Genomic DNA, 20730 nt, shown 5'->3' with positions numbered 1-20730 from the left:
GCCGCGCCGGCACGGTCTATACTGGCGAGACGGGCCGTTGAAGGAGAGGCAATGATGAAGAGAATAGGGCTGCTTATCGTCGCGCTGGCCGCGTTCAACGCCACCGCGTCTTCCCCACAGGCGTGGGCCAAGAGCGAACGGGCGATGCGCGCCGCCTGCCTGAAAGCCAGCGGGCTAAAAAACGCCAGGGTGGAAGGGGCGATCGTTCACTACGGTGATGACGTCGGCTATTCGGCGCTGTTTATCGGCGGGCGCTACCCGCAGCCGTTTATGAAAAACAAGCCGGGCAGGGAGCTGTGCTTATATCAGCGCGCCACGCAGAAGGCGGCGGTGCAGGCGGTGGAGGGGAGCAACGCGTCTGCTCAACCTTGATGCTTGATGAGGTAAATAAAAATACAGCCCACGGTGGTAATAATGGCCTCTACGAGTAAAAGTATAAAATCCATCGCCAGCCATTTCTGTAGCTCAGGAGAGGCGGTTTTTTGCACGAAATCATAGGTTTTCGCATCGAGCCAAACCTGACCCCTAATCTTGATTTTTTTCCTCTTCAGGATCCAAAGAAACCACTGTGCCTTCAATGAGGTACCTAGCATGCCGAGGCTATCGGCAAAGGCGACGTAGGGCGGAATAAAATGTCCGCTGCCGGCGTAACGTTGATAGAAAGCATCAAACTCTTTTTTATAGCGACGGTAACCAATGAATTGGATGAAGGCGCTTAAAACCAGCAATATCAAACACGATATGACGATAAATTTCATCATTCACCTACCACTAACGTCGTCAAATAATCGGAACCCATGCCACCCAGTGTGGATCCTGCGGCGCCTCCTATAGCGGCTCCAGCGATACCACAAACGATCACTCCTGTTCCTGCTGTTGCTGCACCTAACACAATTGAACAGGCTGCAATCGCAAGACCTGCACCTGCATTTCCCACCCAAATCCCCGCCGCAGTACTTGCCGCAAAATGACTGTATCCCTTCACCGCGATCTTGGCGCACTCCTGTTCACGGCCGGTGGTGCAGGCGTTGTAGACGTCGTTGGTGGTGTTCAGCCCACTCAATCCGATGCCGATCCAGCCGCCGGCTTTCATAAACTTGGCCGCACGGCTGGCGCTGTCGACGTAGTTCGAATAGCCCTTGATGGCACCGACGCCGGCGGTGCTCCATTCATGCACCAGCGATTTACTGGAGAGCCCCAGCGCGTGTTTGATTTGCGCATACTCTTTCATATTGAGTTGAGCACGAGTAAGGCGATTCAGTAATGGTTTTAATGTACCGAACAGCCGCGCCCGTTCCACCTGAAACTGCGTGCCAATCAAAGCGCCACTCGTGCGGAACTGATTTTGGTAGGTTTTTTCAATCTCGACCAGGATATTTTTGATCTGGCTGAAGTAGCGTTCTCCGGCATCCGAAGCCAGCCCGACGACCGTTTCCCCATAGCTGGTGAAGGCGGCGATAGCGGCGTAATTGCGGTGCAAGAAGGTGGAGAAATCGCTGTCACCGGCTTTCACCGCTTTGCTGGTGCGGCTCTTGGCCTGCATCAGGGCGGCGATCTGCGTAGATTGATTATGATTGCGCGGATCGGCGACGATCAGCATTTGCCCCGGTTGAACCAGCGGCGTATCGGCATTGAGCTGCATAAAAAAGCGTGCCGCTTCCGATGGCTTGCCACCGAACAGGTAGTTGGCGTGGAAGGCGAGCGGGCCGGTTTGTTGGGCGATGCAATAGCCCGGTGCGATGCTGCTGGACTTCTGTTCCATGTCGAAAAGCCTCCTTATTTTTAGGAAACTTAACATTTTCTACAGGGTGGTAACAGGTTCTGGCTCACGCTCTCGATCGGAGAATCATCTGAAAACAGCGGTATTTCGCTAAATCTGCCACTCCTTTCCTCTTTTCGATTGAATTGCTGAATGGTGTCTTATCGGTTTCTTTTGCGAGTTGCCAGGCAAAACGCCAACGGCGGTGTGGAGAAAATTATATATTCCGGTCTATCGTCTTGCCATAGATTGTACTCTATAATCAGGAGATGCCATGTGGACGGTAATGACAACGGAAGAGTTTGATCGGTGGCTCTGTGAGCAGGATGAATCGACGCAGGAAAAGGTGTTGGCCGCGCTGGTGATGCTCGAGCGTGCCGGGCCTTCTCTCCGGCGGCCTTTTGTCGACGTGCTGAAAGGTTCGTTGCATCCCAACATGAAAGAGCTGCGTATTCAGCACAAAGGGCGGCCGATTCGCGCTTTTTTCGCCTTCGATCCGGCGCGGCAGGCGATTGTGCTGTGTGCGGGCGACAAAACGGGTAATGAGAAGCGGTTTTATAAAGTGATGTTGCCCATCGCGGATGCGCAGTTCACCCAATATTTGATGTGTTATTTCAAGGAGTAACCCATGAGCACCTTAAAGCAACTGCTGGCCTCCCGCACCCCGGAGAGCCGCCAGCGCATCGAGGAAATGGCCGAAGAGATGCTGTTTGAAGCGCACCTGCACCAGCTGCGGGAAGCGCTGAATATTTCCCAACAGGAACTGGCGAAAACGCTGGGCATTTCCCAGCCTTCGGTCGCGGCCATCGAAGGGCGCGGCAACGAGCTGAAGATTTCGACCCTGAAACGCTACGTGGAAGCGATGGGCGGCACGCTGCGCCTGGACGTTGAGCTGCCGGGCGGCAAGCACGTCGGGTTTACGGTCTAAGCGCGGGCTGCGCGCCACTCCCCGCCATTTCCCGTTCGATCACGGTCGCCAGCGCCTGCGCGGCGGAAGAGAGTTGGTGCTGCGCCAGGCGGATCAGGCCCACGCGCCGTTCGATGATCGGGCCGATCAGCGGCACGCAGACCGCCCCCAGCTCATCCATCTGTTGCTCGCACAGCGCCGGCACCGCGCTGGCGCCGAGGCCGTTGGCCACCATGCGCCCGACCGTCACCAACTGGTGGCTTTCAAACGCCACCTCCAGCGTTCGCCCGCTGCGGGCCAGTTCTTGTTCCAGCAGCAGCCGCACCGCCGATGGCCGCTGCAGGGTGATGAAATCCAGCGTCAGCAGCTCCTTCCAGCTTACCTGCGCCTTGCGCGCCAGCGCCGAATCCTTCGGCACCACCGCCAGAAAGCGATCTCGGCACAGCGGGGTGAAGTGCAGGGTGTCGCTCGGCTCCGGCTCGAAGGCGATGCCCATCTCTACCCGCCCTTCGCGGATCATTTCAAACACCTGCTCGTTGATGACGTCGTGCACCGCCACGTTGATGCCAGCGTAACGATCGCGAAACGCCTTGAGGATCGGCGGCAGCGGGTTGCCGGCGAACGACGGCATGGCGGCGATCGCCACCTTGCCCATCTGCAGGGTGAAGCGCTGGCGCATTGCCTCTTCCGCGTTGTCCCAGTCCGCCAGCAGCTGGCGCGCCATCGGAAAGAAGGTTTCCCCCTCCGGCGTCAGCGTCACCCGGCGGGTGGTGCGCAGCAGCAGCGGCCCGCCCAGCGCGTCTTCCAGCCCACGGATCGCCAGGCTGAGCGCCGGCTGAGAAATATTCAGCCGCTCGCTGGCCTGGGCGAAGTTCAGAGTGTGAGCTACCGCTAAAAACGCGCGTAACTGTTTGATGCTCATTTTCATTTTGGTTGGCGTTAACTCTTTGTTAATTGTCGGTTAACGAATGATTGATAAAAATTCTAAATGAATGCGGCATAAAAACAAAATTAACAAATCATTTTTGTGACCTGAAGATGCCCTCACGCAAGCCAGGGCATTTCGCCCTGCGCCGCAACATGCAGGGGCAACGATATGGCAGGGCTCGACAAACGCGTCGGCAGCTACCAGGAAGCGCTGGCAGGCCTGACGGACAACATGACGGTGCTGGCGGGCGGCTTTGGCCTGTGCGGCATCCCGGAAAATCTGATCGAAGAGATCCGCCGGCGCGGCGTGCGCGGGTTGACGGTGGTCTCCAACAACTGCGGCGTCGACGGGTTCGGCCTCGGGCGGCTGCTGGAAACCCATCAGATCCGCAAGGTGGTGGGATCTTACGTCGGCGAAAACGCGCTGTTCGAGCAGCAGGCGCTCAGCGGCGAGCTGGAGGTCGATCTCACGCCGCAGGGCACGCTGGCGGAGAAGATCCGCGCCGGCGGCGCCGGTATCCCGGCGTTCTTCACCGCCACCGGTTACGGCACGCCGATCGCCGAAGGCAAAGAGGTGCGCGAGTTCAACGGCCGCCCTTACATCATGGAAACCGCCATCTCCGGCGATTTCGCCATCGTTAAAGGCTGGAAGGCCGATCACTTCGGCAACGTCATCTACCGCCACACCGCACAGAACTTCAATCCGCTGATGGCGACCGCCGGGCGCATCACGGTGGTGGAAGTGGAAGAGATCGTCGCGCCGGGCGAGCTGGATCCGGCGGCGATCCACACCCCCGGCATCTACGTCGATCGGCTGATCCAGGGCACCTTCGAGAAGCGTATCGAACAACGCACCCTGCGGGCATAAGGAGAATTCGCATGCTTACCCGTGAACAAATGGCGCAGCGCGTGGCGCAAGAGCTGAGGGATGGTTACTACGTCAACCTGGGCATCGGCATCCCGACGCTGGTGGCCAACTACGTGCCGGCGGGCATGGACGTGATGCTGCAGTCGGAAAACGGCCTGCTGGGGATGGGCGAGTTCCCGACCGAGCAGCAGCTGGACGCCGACATGATCAACGCCGGCAAGCAGACGGTCACCGCGCGCCTCGGCGCGTCGATCTTCGATTCGGCGCAGTCGTTCGCCATGATCCGCGGCGGCCACGTCGATCTGACCGTGCTGGGGGCGTTTGAAGTGGACGTCGAGGGCAACATCGCCTCGTGGATGATCCCCGGCAAGATGGTCAAGGGTATGGGCGGCGCGATGGATCTGGTGGCGGGGGCGGAGAACATCATCGTGGTGATGACCCACGCCTCGAAGAGCGGCGAGTCCAAGCTGCTGCCGCGCTGCACGCTGCCGCTGACCGGCGCCCGCTGCATCCGCAAGGTATTGACCGATCTGGCCTACCTGGAAATTGAAGACGGCGCCTTCGTGCTGCGCGAACGCGCGCCCGGCGTCAGCGTGGCGGAGATTGTCGCCAAAACCGCCGGCCGGCTGATCGTGCCGGATCAAGTGCCTGAAATGCGTTTCTGAGACGGAGGTGAATGTGCAACAACGTGAAGTGGTGATCGTGGCGGCAACGCGCACGCCGGTCGGCAGTTTTCACGGCGCGCTGGCGCCGTTGACGGCGGTGGAACTGGGCACGGCGGCGGTGCAAGGGCTGCTGGCGCAAAGCGGGGTGGCGCCGCAGCAAATTGATGAAGTGATCCTCGGCCAGGTGCTGACCGCCGGCTGCGGGCAGAATCCGGCGCGCCAGACCGCGCTGAATGCCGGGCTGCCCGTTACGACGCCGGCGCTGACCATCAATAAGGTGTGCGGCTCTGGTTTGAAGGCGGTGCATCTGGCGGTGCAGGCGATCCGCAGCGGCGACGCCGACGCGGTGATCGCCGGCGGCCAGGAGAGCATGAGCCAGTCGCCTTACCTGATGGCCGGCGCGCGCGCCGGTCTGCGCCTCGGCCACGCGCAGATGGTGGACAGCGTGATCCACGATGGCCTGTGGGACGCGTTCAACGACTACCACATGGGCATCACCGCCGAGAACCTGGCGGAGAAATACGCCATCAGCCGTGCCGAGCAGGACAGCTTTGCGCTGCGCTCGCAGCAGAAGGCGCAGGCGGCGCAGCAGGCCGGGCGTTTCGCGCAGGAGATCACGCCGGTGACGGTGCCGAAGCCGAAGGGCGAAGCGCTGCTTGTTAAGCACGACGAACAGCCGCGCGACACCAGCCTGGAGGCGCTGGCGCGGCTGCGCCCGGCGTTCCGCAAGGAAGGCACGGTGACCGCCGGCAACGCCTCGTCGCTCAACGACGGCGCCGCCGTGGTGCTGCTGATGAGCGCGGAAAAAGCCGCTGAATTGCGTTTGCCGGTGCTGGCGCGCATCGCCGGTTACGCCTCGTCGGGCGTGGATCCGGCGATCATGGGCATCGGCCCGGCGCCGGCCGCGCGCCGCTGCCTGGAGAAAGCCGGCTGGCGGCTGGAGGAGGTCGATCTGATCGAAGCCAACGAAGCCTTCGCCGCGCAGGCGCTGGCGGTGGGCAAAGAACTGGGCTGGGAGGCGGAGCGGGTCAACGTCAACGGCGGGGCGATCGCGCTGGGGCATCCGATCGGCGCGTCCGGCTGCCGCATTTTGGTGTCGCTGCTGTTCGAAATGCAGCGCCGCGGGGTGAACAAGGGGCTGGCGATGCTGTGCATCGGCGGCGGGCAGGGCGTGGCGCTGGCGGTAGAGCGCCCGTAAACAACCGAGGAGGGCACGATGCAGTCATCTGACTATGCGGTACTGGGCGCCGGATTGATGGGGGTGGGCATCGCCACCCACTTTATTCGCCACGGCCATGAGGTGCTGCTGTACGACCCGGATCCGCAGCGCCTGGCGGAGGCGCCGGCGGTGGCGAGCGGCATTCTGGCCGAGCTGAGCGACGTCGGGCAGTTTGATAACGCTGAGCGCGTCGCGGCGCTGGCGCGGCTGCGCGTGACCGGCGATCTGAACGACGTGGCGCGCGCCCGGCTGCTTATCGAGGCGATCCCGGAACGGCTCGAGCTGAAGCACGCGCTGTATGAGCAGTTGGAAGGGCTGATCGCCGACGACGCGGTGATTGCCAGCAACACCAGCGGCCTGCCGCCGGACGAGCTGGCGGCGCGCATGACCCATCCGCAGCGCCTGCTGATCGCCCACTTCTAGCACCCGCCGCACCTGATCCCGCTGGTGGAGATCGTACCCGGCCGCGCCACCGATCCGCGCCATCTGGCGGCGGTGCAGGCGCTGCTCGGCGGGATGGCGCTGGAGGCGGTGCTGCTGGAGCGCGCCGCGCCGGGGTTTGTCGGCAACCGGCTGCAGTTTGCGGTGCTGCGCGAGGCGCTGCACATCGTCCACAGCGGCATCGCCAGCGCCGAGGTGGTGGATCAGGTGATGCGCGCCTCGCTGGGGCGGCGCTACGCCATGGTCGGCCCGCTGGAGGCCGCCGACATGACCGGGCTGCCGACGGTGGCGGACATCGCCCGCCACCTGTTCCCGGAACTGGCGACCGGCGACGAGATGATGGCGCTGGTGGAACAGCGGCTGCAGCGCGGCGATACCGGCCAGCGCAGCGGCCGGGGATTTTATCTTTGGGATGACGCACGCAGGGAACGCATTCAACGGCGACGGGCGCATCAGCTGCGCTTTGCGCTGAAACCGTAATTTCGCACTCCGTACCTGACAATAACAACAACCACCCCAATGGATTTCGGGTTGCAGCCAGGCGGCAAGCGGGTGAATTCCCAGGAGCTTACTTAAGTAAGTGACTGGGGAGAACGCACGCAAGCAACAACGCTGCGGCACGAAAGACGCAGGGGAAAGAGGTGACCGATGAGCGTTTTGATTGCCCTGGCAGCACTGGGATTACTGATGCTGGCCGCCTACCGCGGCTACAGCGTGATTTTGTTCGCCCCGATCGCCGCGCTGGGCGCGGTGCTGTTGACCGATCCCGGCGCGGTGGCGCCGACCTTCACCGGGCTGTTTATGGAGAAGATGGTCGGCTTCGTGAAGCTCTACTTCCCGGTGTTCCTGCTGGGGGCAGTGTTCGGCAAGCTGATCGAGCTGTCCGGCTTCTCCCGTTCGATCGTCGCGGCGGCGATCCGCATTCTCGGCCGGCGTCACGCCATTCCGGTGATCGTGCTGGTGTGCGCGCTGCTGACCTACGGCGGGGTGTCGCTGTTCGTGGTGGCGTTCGCGGTCTATCCGTTCGCCGCCGAGCTGTTCCGCCAGAGCGGTATCCCCAAGCGGCTGATCCCGGCCACCGTGGCGCTCGGTGCTTTCTCCTTCACCATGGACGCCCTGCCGGGCACGCCGCAGATCCAAAACATCATCCCGACCAGCTTCTTCGGCACCAATGCCTGGGCCGCGCCCTGGCTGGGGCTGATCGGCTCGCTGTTCATCATCGCGGTCGGTCTGCTGTATCTTGAACGCCAGCGGCGCAAGGCGCAGCTGAAGGGAGAAGGGTACGGCACCGATCTGCTGAACGAGCCGGAAACCCCGGACGACATCAACCTGCCGAACCCGCTGATCGCCATCCTGCCGTTGATTTTGGTCGGGGTATTCAACCTTGGCTTCACCCATTGGATCCCGCAGTGGTACGGCGCCAGCCACGAGCTGACGCTGCCGGGGCTGGCCAAGCCGATCGCCACCGACGTGGCGAAGATCACCGCCATCTGGGCGGTGGAAGCGGCGCTGGTGTCGGGTATTCTGCTGGTGGTGGCGTTCGGCTTTCGCAATATTCGCGGCCGGCTGGCGGAAGGCAGCAAGACGGCGGTCGGCGGGGCAATTCTGGCGGCGATGAACACCGCCTCCGAATACGGCTTCGGCGCGGTGATCGCCGCGCTGCCGGGCTTTTTGGTGCTGTCGCAGGCGCTGTCGGCGATCCCCAATCCGCTGCTGAACGAAGCGATCAGCGTCACCCTGCTGGCCGGCATCACCGGGTCGGCCTCCGGCGGCATGAGCATCGCGCTGGCGGCGATGGCCGATAATTTCGTGGCCGCCGCCCACGCCGCGCATATCCCGCTGGAAGTGCTGCACCGGGTGGCCTCGATGGCCAGCGGCGGCATGGACACCTTGCCGCACAACGGCGCGGTGATCACCCTGCTGGCGATCACCGGCCTCAGCCACCGGCAGGCCTATGGCGGCATCTTCGCCATCACCCTGATCAAGAGCGCCGCGGTGCTGTTCGTGATCGGCGTGTTCTACCTGACCGGCATTGTTTAAAGGAGCGATACCATGAGTGTACAAGGCAAAACCGCGCTGGTGACCGGCTCGACCAGCGGCATCGGCCTCGGGATAGCGTCCGTGTTGGCCGCCGCCGGCGCGCGCGTGATCCTCAACGGCTTCGGCGACGTGGAGCAGGCACAAGCGCAGGTCGCGCGGTTGGGCGCCGCGCCGGGCTATCACGGCGCCGATCTCGGCGATGCGGCCCAGATAGCAGACATGATGGAGTATGCCGAGCGCGAGTTCGGCGGCGTGGACATTCTGGTGAACAACGCCGGCATTCAGCACGTGGCGCCGCTGGATCAGTTCCCAGTGGATAAATGGAACGCCATCCTCGCCATCAACCTGTCGGCGGTGTTCCACACCTGCCGATTGGCGCTGCCGGGGATGCGCGAGCGCAACTGGGGGCGCATCATCAACGTGGCGTCGGTGCACGGGCTGGTGGCGTCGAAAGACAAGTCGGCCTATGTGGCGGCCAAGCACGGCGTGGTGGGGCTGACCAAGACGCTGGCGCTGGAGACCGCGCGCACGCCCGTCACCTGCAACGCCATTTGCCCCGGCTGGGTGCTGACGCCGCTGGTGCAACAGCAGATCGACAAGCGCATTGCCGCCGGCACCGATCCGCAGCGGGCGCGCGATGAGCTGTTGGCGGAGAAGCAGCCGTCGCAAGAGTTCGTCACGCCAGAGCAGCTCGGCGAGCTGGCGCTGTTCCTGTGCAGCGATGCGGCGGCGCAGGTGCGCGGCGCCGCCTGGAACATGGACGGCGGCTGGCTGGCGCAGTAGTGAATTCTTTTTCCCGGAGCGCGCAACGCGCTCCGTCGTTATTTCCCGCCATGAGTTAATTCCCCTGCGTGACGGTTTACCTGCGGCAATAATATTTATTTGTTATTTGCTATCTTTATTCCCAGATAATCACGCCGGTTTATTTTGGGTGAAACGTGCGGATTGGTTTATTTTGTGCTGCGGTTATTACATTATTTTTCTCTGCGTTACAGATGAACACGTTTTTGCTGAAATTAAATCCAACCTGAAATAATGGCAGGTTATGGCGTGAATTTTTATATCTTGCGTGCGCTGTTCACATCGGGTAATTATTTCCGCGTGGCTTAAGACCACCGTGTTTATAACAATAATTTTTTTCGGGCAGGGGTAATAATGAGAAAAAATACAACGCCAATATTCATTGGCGGCGTCTTGCTGTCGGCGTTATCCGCCGGCGCACAGGCCGAGATCACCATTCTGGATAAAAACCCGCAGAGCAATGTGTTGCTGGCACCGCTCAGTTTAAAGGTGGGTGGCAGCATTCGCCCCGAGTGGATCTTCAATAACGGCCCGGAGCCGGGCTATGACAAAAACGGCCACGACGGCGGCACGCGTTTTCGCTTCAGCGGCGACTATGCGCTGACGCAGAACACCTCGATCATCGGCTATTACGAGTGGGGCGTCGATCTGGCGCACGCGCTCAGCTGGGACGGGCACTATAACGAAGACGGCAAGCGCGACTATCAGCGCCAGCTGTACGCCGGTTTCAAAGACGATCGTTACGGCACCCTGACCTACGGTCATCAATACGGCATCTATTATTCGGTGGTCGGCATCAAAAGCGACGTCTGGGATAACGATGGCCACGCGGGCGGCACCGGCATCGGTATTTCCGGCGACTACGACGGCGGCAATAAACCGAAAAACAGCATCAAGTACACCAATGATTTCGGGCCGGTAACGCTGTACGCCAACTATTTATTGCCGGAAGACGATCTGCACACCGCGGATAATCTGATTTATCGCCGCAAGGGCGGGGGCGGGCTGGGCTTCGATTACAAGGTGACGAAGGATTTCACCTTCAGCGCGGCCTACAGTTATACCGACGCGAAGATCAAAGACAATCTGTACAACGAAAAGGATTATCACCAGCAGCTGTCCGGCACCGCGTTGACCTGGCAGCCGAACAACTGGTACATCGTCGGCACCGCCAGCTACTACAAAGACTATGTGCCGAGCACCCGCCAGCGCACGCTGTCGCACTTCTTCGCCGGTGACGGCTACGGGCTGGAAGGCTTTGTCGGTTACACCTTCAATATCGACAAGCCGTTCCTCAAATCGATCCAGCCTTACGTGGCGGCGGACTCGCTGCGGCTGAAGGGGGACGAGGCGTATCACGCCAACCACGTTTACCTCGGCGCGGGTACCACCATCGGTTACGGACTGTCGGTGTACGTGGAGCGCACGCTGGCCAACAGCAGCGACAACGAGCCGGACTCCACCTGGATTACGGTGTTCTACGACTTCTGATTTTCACCTGCTCCAAGCCGGCGCCTGCGCCGGCTTTTTCACATGGTAATTGCGCCGCCCAGGGTTTCTCCAGAGGCGTTGCGCTCCGCCAGGTAGCGCGCCGGCGGTTTGCCTACCGCCTTTCTGAACATGGTGACGAAGCCGCTGGCGCTCTCGTAGCCCAGATCCAGCGCCACCGTCTGCACGCTCTCGCCCTGCGTCAAGCGCTGCAGCGCCAGCATCACGTGCAGCTGGCGCCGCCAGTGGCCGAAGCTCATGCCCATCTGTTGTTGCAAGGTGCGGCTGAGGGAGCGCTCGCTCATGCCGATGCGCTGCGCCCACTGCCCGAGGGTGGATTTGTCCGCCGGGCAGCTCAGCATGCCTTCGGTCAACTGCCGGATGCGCGCGTCGTCGGATACCGGCAGGTGCAGATTTTCGATCGGCGCGGCTACCAGCTGATCCAGCAACACCGCCGTCAGGCGCCCTTCGGCGCCCTGTTCGTCGTAGAGCGGTTCGAAGGTGGTGGCCTGCAGCAGCAGTTCGCGCAGCAGCGGCGAGACCGACAGCGTGCAGCAGTTTTGCGGCAGACCGGCGGCGGCATGTTGATCGACGAACAGGCAGTAGGCCTCGGTGGAGCCGGCGCCCTGGGCGTTGTGCAACACGTTGCCCGGCATCCACAGTGCGCACTGCGGCGGCACCAGCCACAGCCCGTTTTCCACTTCGCAGCGGATCATGCCGCGCACGGTGTAAATCAGCTGCGCCTTCTGGTGGCGGTGCGGCTCGACTTCCCAATCCTGCTCGAGGGTCGAACCTTGCAGGGCAAACAGCGGGCGCGGCACCTGATCGATATCCAGACAGCGGCGGGGGATTTGTACTTTCATGAGAATAATTCTCAATTTGGCGGAATTGAAAAGTATTATGTCCTGATTGCGCAATGCGGTCTAGCGCCGGTGCCGATAAAGTAAGCGCCAGTCCTAAACCATTTCCTGAGGAAACTGATTATGTCATTGGATACCGCCGATTTTCCGCTGGTATGGATGCGCCAAAACGGGCGCGATACCCAGGCCGAGCTGGCCGAATTCAGCGCGCTGCTGGCGCGCGCCGAGCCTTTTGTCCTGATGACCGACCGCAGCGTCGGCGATGAAGAAGAAGAGCACGATCGCGATGCCCGCACCCAGGTCGCGCTGTGGAAACGCGATAACCGCGAGGCGCTGAAGCTGTGGGTGAAAGGCATGATCATGCTGGAGCCGGACGATGCCAAACGCGCGGCGGCGGAAGAGTTCGCCGAATACGGCGCCAAGTTCTGGGGCTATCCGGTGCTGGTGGCCGCCGATGAAGCCGCAGGCCGGGTATTGGCGCAGACGTTATTGTTAAAATAAGGGGAATACCATGCACCAGCAACAGGTGATTGAACAGCTGCTGGCCTGGATCGAGCAGAGCCTGGATCAGCCGCTGACGCTGGACGACATTGCCGCCAAGTCCGGCTACTCCAAGTGGCATTTGCAGCGGATGTTCAAGCAGCATACCGGCCATATTCTCGGCACGTACGCGCGCCGCAGAAGGCTGACCGCCGCCGCGCGCGAACTGCGCCTGACCGGCACCAGCGTGGCCTGCATCGCCGACACTTACCAGTTCGATTCGCAGCAGACCTTCACCCGTTGCTTCCGCAAGCAGTTCGGTTTGCCGCCGGCCAGCTATCGCCGCAGCCAGGATTGGTCGAGCTATGGCCTGCAGCCGCCGCTGCGGCTGACCGAAACACCGTTGCCGCAGGCCGATATCGTGACGCTGCCCGCCATGCAGCTGGTGGGCCATACCCAGCGCCGCAGCTTTACGCTGGGGCAGCTGGCGGCCTCCAAGTGCGAGCTGCGCCGCCACGCCTGGCGGCAGCTGCTGCCGCCGCAGGCGCTGCCGGAGGTGGTATACGGCCTCACCAGCCTGGAGGTCGATCGGCAACGCCGGGGTAACCCGCGCATGGCCTACACCGCCGCTTTGCCGGACGAAGGGGCGATGGGGGAGCGGGTGACTATCGAACAGGGTGAGTATGCCCGCTTCACCTATCAAGGGCAGGAGGAAGGGTTACAAAACTTTATCGTCCGATTGTATGACACCGCGATGCCGCAGATGAACGCCATCCGTCGGCCGGGGCAGGATATCGAGCTTTTCTACCCGGCGCAGGAGGGCCGCTGCCCGCTCGGCGGCGCGGCGATCCGCTGCGAATATCTGATCCCGATCCGGCGGGTAGAAGCGTTGGCCGCCGCCGGTTAGGCGGCGGTTCTCGCAAAAAATCTCCTTCGTGGCGCTTCAGGTTACAAAAAATTGCGATATTACATCGGTAATGGTTCACACTTTGATTGATGTGCACATATAATGCGCATCCGGTCAAATCCCCCCCTGTATTTCAGGCCGCAGCGCTTGGCTGCCGGCTGAAACCCATCGGGGTAAAAGTGGCCGTAGAAACCGATCCCCCTAATCGCCAGTGGCCTTGACCAACACGAAGATGAAAATGAGCATTCGCGCGTTATTAACCCTGTTTACGGCACTGGTTGCATTCAGCCAGGCTGCCTTCGCCGTCGTTTACCCGCTGCCGCCAAAAGACAGCCGTTTGGTGGGCGAAAATATCCAAATCACCGTACCGGAAGACAGCAAACTGCCGCTGGAAAGCTTCGCCGCCCAGTATCAGATGGGGCTGAGCAACATGCTGGAAGCCAACCCGGGCGTGGATCCGTTCCTGCCGAAGGCCGGCAGCACCCTGACCATCCCGCAGCAGCTGATCCTGCCGGACGCGCCGCGTGAAGGCATCATCATCAACAGCGCCGAGATGCGTCTGTACTACTACCCGAAAGGCTCCAACACCGTGGTGGTGCTGCCGATCGGCATCGGCCAGCTGGGCAAAGACACCCCGCTGAACTGGACCACCACCGTGCAGCGCAAGAAAGACGGCCCGACCTGGACGCCGACCGCCAAGATGCGCGCCGAATACGCGGCCGACGGCGAGATCCTGCCTGCGGTGTTCCCGGCCGGCCCGGACAACCCGATGGGGCTGTATGCGCTGTATGTTGGCCGCCTGTACGCCATCCACGGCACCAACGCCAACTTCGGCATCGGCCTGCGCGTGAGCCACGGCTGCGTGCGTCTGCGCGCCGACGACATCAAGTACCTGTTCGAGAACGTGCCGGTCGGCACCCGCGTGCAGTTCATCAACGAACCGATGAAAGCCACCGTAGAACCGGACGGCTCGCGCTACGTGGAAGTGCACAACCCGCTGTCGGCCAACGAAGAGCAGCTGCAATCCAAGGATCCGGTGCCGCTGACCATCTCCGCGCCGGTCGGCAAAGTGCTGATGGACGCCGGCGTCAACCAGAGCGAAGTGGACGCGGCGATCAAGGCCCGTTCCGGTATGCCGGTGAAAGTGAACTGATCGCGGCGTAAAAGCCTCTGGCCCGTCATCACGGGTCTCGTGTCAGAGACTAAGGTCCAAACTCAGTTTGGACCTTTTTTTACATCGAATGAACCCGTTTTCGGGCTGCTGTTTCGACGGTGGACTAGAAGCGATAGGATGCGGAGAGATTTATTTGACGCGGCGAACCAGGCTGGATTTGTGCGGCGCTGGTTGCACTGAGGTAATACCTATTATCCAACACGTTTTCGGCACTTAACTGCAGATCCCAGCGTTTCCCGCCATAACCGATACGCACGTCATACCTCTGATAGCCGGGTAACGCAGTGGTGTTTTGATTGTCGGCGAAACGCTTACTTACTGCTGTTACACCGGCCTCACTGAACCAGCCTGACTTGTCTCTATAGCCTATATACAACTCACCGTTGCGCCGCGACACATTATTGGGGCGCTTGCCTTGGAATTGTTCCTCTGCTTCGAGAAACGAGGCATTTTGCAACGCCATACCGCCGCGCAGATAAAGGTTTGCTGTGAGGTTGGCGTTCATGCTCAGTTCCAAGCCATCGGTACGTTGCTGGCCCGTCAGTTGCAATATGTCTGGATTCACCGGATCTCGGGTGCGGCGGTTATACATTTCAAGCCGGTAGAGGGAAAGCGTAGTGGTGACTTGCTGCTCCAACCAATCGCTTTTTACGCCGGTTTCAAATTGACGGGTATATTCCGGCGACAGGCGGTTATTTTTATTCTCTGGCGTTATGCCGATCAATCCGCCGCCGACGGGAGCATAGGTTTTGCTGAAAGACGTGTACAGAGCGTGTGCCGCAACGGGTTGCCATACCACGCCCAGCCTGGGGCTGATGTTGTTGTTGTTTCTGGACTCCTGAAGGTTTCTATCGTACCGATTGCTGGTGACGTGGAAGCGATCGCCGCGCAGGCTGGCGACGAGGTGCCAGTCATCTATTGCCATCTGGTTCTGCAGGTAGAATGCGTTATTTCGAACCTGATGGCGGCTGTGACTGGCCAGCAGCATATTACCGTCATGCTGTTGTCGTAATTTTTCTGGCGCGAATAGATTTTTGATAGGGAAGGGGCGATTATTGCGGTAGAGTTTTGGGTTGCGATTTTGCCAGCTTTGTTCAATGCCGATCAGAAGTTGGTGTTCGAATGCCCCAGCATGTACCAGCCCTTCGGCTTCAAGATTGCTGCTGATATTTTTGGCGTGCAGGTCTTGTTGCCATCGTGCGCGCCTGACGTTATCTCCGCTAACGCCAGTGACGTAGGTGTTATCGAACTGGCTATTGAGTGAGCTGAACATGAGCAGGTGACGCAATTGCCACTGGAGGTTCAGTTCATAATTCAGGCGCGAACGTAACGAGTGGAATCGGTCATGGATATAGTCGTTTTCGGTATCGCTGTATACACTGCCGATGGCGACGTTAGCGGGGCGACCGTTTACCGCTGGAATGCCGCGATCGGGCGTACGTTTGCTACTTTGATAATCGTATTGCAACAACCCATTAAGCCGCGGCGTGATTTTCCATAGTCCTGAAGGAGCCAGTAAGATTTTGTCGCGTGAGACGCCGTGGCGAAAGCTATTTGCCTTCTCCTGAGCGACATTAAAGCGAAAAATTGTGCTTTCATCGAGATCGTGGTTGATGTCGGCGTGCAGGCGTTTAAAACCGTATTCTCCTATTTGCGTAGTGACTTTCGAACCTTTACCTTTCTGCGGTTTCTTACTGATGCGATTAATAATTCCGCCACTGCTTCCTCGTCCATATAATACGGCGGCCGGCCCTTTCAGCACATCGATACGCTCAATATTGCTCAGATCGCGCGTATATTGCATATCATCACGAAACCCGTCCAACAGTAAGTCATTACCGGCGGAAAAACCGCGAATTTTGACGTTGTCAAAACGGGTGTCTCCACTGGCGTTAACGCCGGGAACGCCACTCAAAGCTTCGCTTAATGTTGGCTGGCCAAAGGCGGTGGCTTGGTCAACATAAACGCTGTCGACAGTTTGCGGTATCAGCTTTAATGGCGTCATGGTTCGGGTTGCGGTGGACGTTTCATTGATATGCGTACTTCTTTGCTCAATAACGAGAATGTTTTCCTCTTCTGATTTTGCTGAGTGGCAAGAAAACAATAGCGTAAGACACATGGCGATACGACGATTCCTTTTCATCTTATTTCCCTAGTGAATATATATTAATGGATTTTGCGCCAGTGCTTATATTTTATGTTTATAGGGCGTTTGTTCTTATTTAAAAATTATTGGTTGGTCTTGATTCATTTTTCTTGGTTATTAAAAGTGGTGCTCATGGGTTAATACATTGCCAGATAGGACAATAATGATTGTCTTACTCTGTTTCAACGCTGCATTTAGCGTGGTTTTTTGAATGGTACGAATGTTTTGAGAAAGAAGTGTATAGAGGGGAGTCTTATTCTTTTACTCTCTGTGAAATATCCCGTTGCTCGAAGGTATAAAGGCCTGGAAGGCTCACAAGCGTTGAGGAATGGCGGCATGTCATTTTGAGGGGCGCAATGATTGTTGATGTCACTATTCTCACATTGCTCTCTCTGTTGTTGCCAAGTCAATATACCCGCCTCGCAATTATTCCAATAAAAACTATAGCTAATTAATAAGTTATATCTCTTCCGTTATCGCCTGCCATTGAAAAAATTCTCGCAAAAAATCCACACTGTGAAAATAAGATCACACAAGCGTAACAAAAGGTAAACAAACCCCTCCTATATTGGCTGCTTCGCTTTTGGGAGGGAGTGTCATGCGTAACTGGAACGAACCGAAAAAGAACAAAGCGCACATCGAACTGATCCCGATGATCGACGTGATGATGTTTTTATTGGTGTTTTTCGTCTTGATTAGCCTGAACGTCATTCCTGCGCTCGGGCTGAAAACGCAGCTGCCGTCCGCCGGCAGCGCGCAGCAACTGAAACCGCAGAAGAAAGCGATCATCACGCTGGGGGCCGACGAACAGCTGCAGCTGGATGGCCAGCCGATCGCGCTCGACGCGCTGGTCAACACGCTGAAGCAACAGCAGCAGGCCAACCAGACCACCACCATCATCGTCAACAGCGACAAGGGCGTGGCGGTCGAGCGGCTGGTGGCGGTGATGGACAACCTGCGCCAGGGCGGTTTCTTCTCCGTCTCCATCGCGACACGGAAGCTGTGACATGTATCTGCTCTATCGCTCACGTCATCTTTTCAGCTGGTTGCCGGCGCTGATTGTCGCCGGTTGCCTGCTGTTCGCCAGCCAGCAGGCGGCGCTGAAGATCCAGCCGCGCTACGACGAAACCGCCATCGAACTGGCGCTGGTGGAGCCTGAACCGGCGCCTGAACCTCAACCGGAAACGCCGCCGGAGCCCCAGCCAGAACCGCCGCCGCCCGAGCCGGAGCCGATCCCCGAACCGGTAGTGCCGGCGCCGGAGCCGATCGTGGAAGCCAAGCCGGTGCCGAAACCGCAGCCGAAGCCCAAACCCAAACCGGTGAAAGAGAAAGCCAAACCGGTAGAGAAGCCTAAACCGACGCCGGCGCCCGCCGCCCCGCGCGCGCTGGTCAGCAAACCGGCGGCGCAGCCCGCACCGACCGCCCCGGCCGCGCCGAAGGTGAATGCGCAGGCGATTGAAAACGGCTATCTGCTGGCCTTGCGCCGCGAGCTGGAACAGCGCAAGCGCTACCCAAGCGGGCGCCAGGCCTCGCTCGAGCGCCCGCAGGGCAACGTCGAAGTGTGGCTGGAGGTCGATCGCAGCGGGCGGGTGCTCTCTTCCGGCATCGCCAACAAAGCCGCCAGCATGCTGCTGAACCGCGCGGCGATGAGCAGCCTGCAAAGCATCAGTTCAGTAAAGCCGTTCCCGAGCGAGGCGTTCGCCGGGCAAACAACCAAAAGATTTACCGCGACGTTCAATTATCAGGCGCCTTAGCGCAAGGGTTAATCGTTTGATTTTTATGGGATGCACACAATGAAATCGTTTAATCGTTCTGGGATCTATCTGGCGGTGATGTCGGCGATGCTGCCGGGCGCCGCGCTGGCGGCCGACGCCACCGATGTCGGCACCATCAGCGTCAAGGGGCAGTCGCTCGGCGGCGGCATGATGGTGCAGGATGACAGCGCCAAGGCGCGCTCCACCGTCACCAAAGAAGCGATGGACAAAATGCCGTCGGCGGCCAACGCCATCGATAAGCTGAAATACACGCCGGGTCTGAACGTCAACAGCAACGACGCCAGCGGCCTGAGCGGCGTGGACTACACCATGCGCGGCATGAACTCGGATCAGATCGGCCTGTCGATGGACGGCATCCCGATCAACGACTCCGGCAACTACGCGGTATACCCGAACCTGCTGGGCGATGCGGAGAACCTGGAAGAGGTGTTCGTCACCCAGGGCTCCTCCGAAGCGGACGGCCCGCACATCGGCTCGAGCGGCGGCAACATTGGCCTGGTGACGCGCCGCCCGGCGAAAGACTTCGGCGGTTTCCTCAAGCAGACGCTGGGCAGCAATAATCTGAGCAAAACCTTTGCCCGCCTGGAGACCGGCGAATACAACGGTTTCAGCAACTGGATATCTTATTCGCACACCGAGGCGAAGAAGTGGCGCGGCGAAGGGCGCCTGTACTCCGACAAGTTCGAGATGAACTCGCTGTATGAAGACGGCAACGGCAACAGCAGCAATCTGGTGATGAAGTACAACCGCCAGAACAACACCAACTACAACACCCTGAGCAAGGCGCAGTTCCAAAACGATGGGCGTGGTACCGATTACGCCACCACGCCGGAGTACAACAGCAAAGGGCAGTTGAACAAGTATTACAAGATCGAACGCAACCCGTTCGAGAACTTCACGCTATCGTTCACCCAGAAACTGCAGCTGCGCGACGACCTGTCGCTGACCCTGCAGCCGTATTACTACTGGGGCAACGGCGGCAGTTTCAACGGCCAGACGGCCTCGGTATTGTCCAGCACGTCGGACAGGGCAGGGCAGTATGACCTCAGCAACCTGCAGTCCAACACCTATTACCGCCCGTCGTGGACCCAAACCTGGCGGCCGGGCATCACCACCAAGCTGAAGTGGGACATCAACGAGCAGCACAGCCTGGATATCGGCTACTGGTATGAGCGTGCGCGCCAGCTGCAAACCCAGCCGTTCATCAGCATCAAGGACGACGGCAACCCGGCGCAGATTTGGGGAAAACCTGGCGGCTCCGATCAGGTGAAGGACGCCAACGGCAATACGGTGCAGGGGCGCAACCAGTACACCATCACCCCGGCGCAGAAGGTGTGGCTGCAGGATACCTGGTTCGCCACGCCGGACTGGACCTTCGTCGGTGGCCTGGCCTATCAGTATGTGGAGCGCAAAGGGGACAACCGCGGTAGCCTGTACAACGTGCCGGAGAAGCGCAAAGCCACCTATCATGAATTCCTGCCGAACTTCAGCGCCAGCTATAAGGTGAATCAGGAAAACCAGGTGTTCTACAACCTGACGCGCAACATGCGCACGCCGCCAAACTACGTGCTGTACAACGTCGGCGACTCGCTCAGCACCAAGCCGGAACTGAGCTGGAACCACGAACTGGGCTGGCGTTTCCAGCAAGAGGACATGCTGCTGAGCGCCACGCTGTTCTACATGCGCTACAGCGATCGCCAAATCTCCACCACCAACGCGGCCGGCGACTACGAGATGATGAACATCGGCAACGTGGAGAACAAAGGGCTGGAGCTGGAGTGGAGTGGCCAACTGCCGCATCACTTCAACTACTACACCTCGTATACCTACACCGAATCGAAGCAGAAGAACGACATCGTCAGCAACGGCGGGCTGCCGCTGCCGACTTCCGGCAAAGAGGTGCCGAACGTGCCGAAAAACCTGCTGAACATGACGCTGGGTTATGACGACGGGCTGTATTACGGCAGCGTCAGCGGCAAGTACGTCAGTGCGTTCTACGGCGATCTGACCAACGACGAGAAGATCGGTGGCCGCACGGTGTTCGATCTGGCGGCGGGCGTGCATCTGCCGGTGGACAAGAAAATCGTCAAAAGCGCCGCGCTGCGCTTTGGCATCAGCAACCTGTTTGACAAGGAATACCTGACCTCGGTGCGCACCACCACCTTCAACGCGGCGCCTTACGGCGGCGTGAGGGCCAGCACGCCGTATTACAACGTCGGCGAAGAACGCACCTTCAGCGTCTCGCTGGAAGCCACCTTTTAACTGAATGCCCC

20 protein-coding genes and 1 pseudogene are annotated in these 20730 nt (G+C 59.7%); 16 read left to right on the top strand and 5 right to left on the bottom strand.

Annotated features, from left to right (window positions below; all coding sequences use genetic code 11):
* Nucleotides 1-54 precede the first annotated feature (54 nt).
* Nucleotides 55-372 carry a hypothetical protein gene (locus tag ACJ8PI_RS15140; RefSeq protein WP_080434129.1) on the top strand — a complete coding sequence of 106 codons (318 nt, stop codon included), beginning with the start codon at nt 55-57 and terminating at the stop codon, nt 370-372.
* Here the strand turns inward: ACJ8PI_RS15140 and ACJ8PI_RS15135 are convergent.
* Nucleotides 363-761, bottom strand: a complete 399-nt coding sequence (locus ACJ8PI_RS15135) for a hypothetical protein (protein ID WP_369819448.1) — start codon at nt 759-761, stop codon at nt 363-365. The two genes, ACJ8PI_RS15140 and ACJ8PI_RS15135, sit on opposite strands and share 10 nt — an antisense overlap.
* Nucleotides 758-1762, bottom strand: a complete 1005-nt coding sequence (locus ACJ8PI_RS15130; protein WP_049202378.1) for a hypothetical protein — start codon at nt 1760-1762, stop codon at nt 758-760. The genes ACJ8PI_RS15135 and ACJ8PI_RS15130 overlap by 4 nt, the downstream gene beginning before the upstream one ends.
* A gap of 271 nt (nt 1763-2033) precedes the next feature.
* Between ACJ8PI_RS15130 and ACJ8PI_RS15125 the strand changes: the two genes are divergently transcribed.
* Nucleotides 2034-2384, top strand: a complete 351-nt coding sequence (locus ACJ8PI_RS15125; RefSeq protein WP_033645671.1) for a type II toxin-antitoxin system RelE/ParE family toxin — start codon at nt 2034-2036, stop codon at nt 2382-2384.
* Nucleotides 2385-2387: 3 nt separating this feature from the next.
* On the top strand, nt 2388-2687 hold the full coding sequence (locus tag ACJ8PI_RS15120; protein ID WP_049272488.1) for a helix-turn-helix domain-containing protein: 300 nt from the start codon (nt 2388-2390) through the stop codon (nt 2685-2687).
* Here ACJ8PI_RS15120 and ACJ8PI_RS15115 read toward each other — a convergent pair.
* Nucleotides 2677-3594, bottom strand: a complete 918-nt coding sequence (locus ACJ8PI_RS15115; protein WP_033648568.1) for a LysR family transcriptional regulator — start codon at nt 3592-3594, stop codon at nt 2677-2679. The two genes, ACJ8PI_RS15120 and ACJ8PI_RS15115, sit on opposite strands and share 11 nt — an antisense overlap.
* A gap of 168 nt (nt 3595-3762) precedes the next feature.
* Here ACJ8PI_RS15115 and ACJ8PI_RS15110 point away from each other — a divergent pair, with 168 nt between their 5' ends.
* The 7 genes and pseudogenes from ACJ8PI_RS15110 (at nt 3763) to ACJ8PI_RS15080 (ending at nt 11118) form a co-directional block, all read left to right on the top strand.
* Complete coding sequence (locus ACJ8PI_RS15110) at nt 3763-4461, top strand: CoA transferase subunit A (RefSeq protein WP_060430971.1); 699 nt, start codon at nt 3763-3765, stop codon at nt 4459-4461.
* 11 nt (nt 4462-4472) lie between these two features.
* Nucleotides 4473-5126 carry a CoA transferase subunit B gene (locus ACJ8PI_RS15105; RefSeq protein ID WP_041037752.1) on the top strand — a complete coding sequence of 218 codons (654 nt, stop codon included), beginning with the start codon at nt 4473-4475 and terminating at the stop codon, nt 5124-5126.
* A 13-nt stretch (nt 5127-5139) separates the two neighbouring features.
* Complete coding sequence (locus ACJ8PI_RS15100; RefSeq protein WP_060430969.1) at nt 5140-6324, top strand: acetyl-CoA C-acetyltransferase; 1185 nt, start codon at nt 5140-5142, stop codon at nt 6322-6324.
* 18 nt (nt 6325-6342) lie between these two features.
* Nucleotides 6343-7266: pseudogene (locus ACJ8PI_RS15095) on the top strand (3-hydroxyacyl-CoA dehydrogenase family protein).
* A 168-nt stretch (nt 7267-7434) separates the two neighbouring features.
* A complete protein-coding gene (locus ACJ8PI_RS15090; RefSeq protein WP_041037758.1) occupies nt 7435-8826 on the top strand; it encodes a GntP family permease in 1392 nt (463 codons plus the stop codon).
* 12 nt (nt 8827-8838) lie between these two features.
* On the top strand, nt 8839-9609 hold the full coding sequence (locus tag ACJ8PI_RS15085) for a 3-hydroxybutyrate dehydrogenase (RefSeq protein ID WP_060439124.1): 771 nt from the start codon (nt 8839-8841) through the stop codon (nt 9607-9609).
* Nucleotides 9610-9981: 372 nt separating this feature from the next.
* Entirely contained in the window at nt 9982-11118 is a 1137-nt protein-coding gene (locus tag ACJ8PI_RS15080; RefSeq protein WP_047569485.1) for a porin, read from the top strand.
* Between the two features lie 38 nt (nt 11119-11156).
* Here the strand turns inward: ACJ8PI_RS15080 and ACJ8PI_RS15075 are convergent, their stop codons facing one another.
* Nucleotides 11157-11978 carry an AraC family transcriptional regulator gene (locus ACJ8PI_RS15075; protein ID WP_047569483.1) on the bottom strand — a complete coding sequence of 274 codons (822 nt, stop codon included), beginning with the start codon at nt 11976-11978 and terminating at the stop codon, nt 11157-11159.
* Between the two features lie 120 nt (nt 11979-12098).
* Here ACJ8PI_RS15075 and ACJ8PI_RS15070 point away from each other — a divergent pair, with 120 nt between their 5' ends.
* The 3 genes from ACJ8PI_RS15070 to ACJ8PI_RS15060 all read left to right on the top strand — a co-directional run bounded on the left by ACJ8PI_RS15070 (nt 12099) and on the right by ACJ8PI_RS15060 (nt 14515).
* Entirely contained in the window at nt 12099-12476 is a 378-nt protein-coding gene (locus ACJ8PI_RS15070; RefSeq protein WP_033636939.1) for a hypothetical protein, read from the top strand.
* Between the two features lie 10 nt (nt 12477-12486).
* Nucleotides 12487-13362 carry a helix-turn-helix domain-containing protein gene (locus tag ACJ8PI_RS15065; protein WP_033648560.1) on the top strand — a complete coding sequence of 292 codons (876 nt, stop codon included), beginning with the start codon at nt 12487-12489 and terminating at the stop codon, nt 13360-13362.
* 232 nt (nt 13363-13594) lie between these two features.
* Nucleotides 13595-14515 carry a L,D-transpeptidase family protein gene (locus ACJ8PI_RS15060; RefSeq protein ID WP_025305160.1) on the top strand — a complete coding sequence of 307 codons (921 nt, stop codon included), beginning with the start codon at nt 13595-13597 and terminating at the stop codon, nt 14513-14515.
* Nucleotides 14516-14639: 124 nt separating this feature from the next.
* On the opposite strand, the gene ACJ8PI_RS15055 is transcribed toward ACJ8PI_RS15060, so the two are convergent.
* A complete protein-coding gene (locus tag ACJ8PI_RS15055; RefSeq protein WP_060452802.1) occupies nt 14640-16679 on the bottom strand; it encodes a TonB-dependent receptor in 2040 nt (679 codons plus the stop codon).
* A gap of 601 nt (nt 16680-17280) precedes the next feature.
* On the opposite strand from ACJ8PI_RS15055, the gene ACJ8PI_RS15050 reads away from it, so the two are divergent.
* The 3 genes from ACJ8PI_RS15050 to ACJ8PI_RS15040 are packed head-to-tail and all read left to right on the top strand — an operon-like array spanning nt 17281 to nt 20719.
* The gene (locus tag ACJ8PI_RS15050; protein WP_004933244.1) at nt 17281-17688 is read left to right on the top strand and encodes an ExbD/TolR family protein; all 408 of its coding nucleotides are present in this window, start codon (nt 17281-17283) and stop codon (nt 17686-17688) included.
* Between the two features lies 1 nt (nt 17689).
* Entirely contained in the window at nt 17690-18436 is a 747-nt protein-coding gene (locus ACJ8PI_RS15045; RefSeq protein ID WP_049194524.1) for an energy transducer TonB family protein, read from the top strand.
* 39 nt (nt 18437-18475) lie between these two features.
* Nucleotides 18476-20719: a TonB-dependent receptor family protein gene (locus ACJ8PI_RS15040; protein WP_103829893.1), complete on the top strand. Its 2244-nt coding sequence runs from the start codon at nt 18476-18478 to the stop codon at nt 20717-20719.
* The last annotated feature ends 11 nt before the right edge of the window (nt 20720-20730 follow it).

The organism is Serratia sp. CY82433 (genome assembly GCF_052166535.1).
GTDB lineage: Bacteria > Pseudomonadota > Gammaproteobacteria > Enterobacterales > Enterobacteriaceae > Serratia > Serratia sarumanii.
Note: the sequence above shows the minus strand (reverse complement) of the source record. Positions and strands in the feature narration are given on the sequence as shown.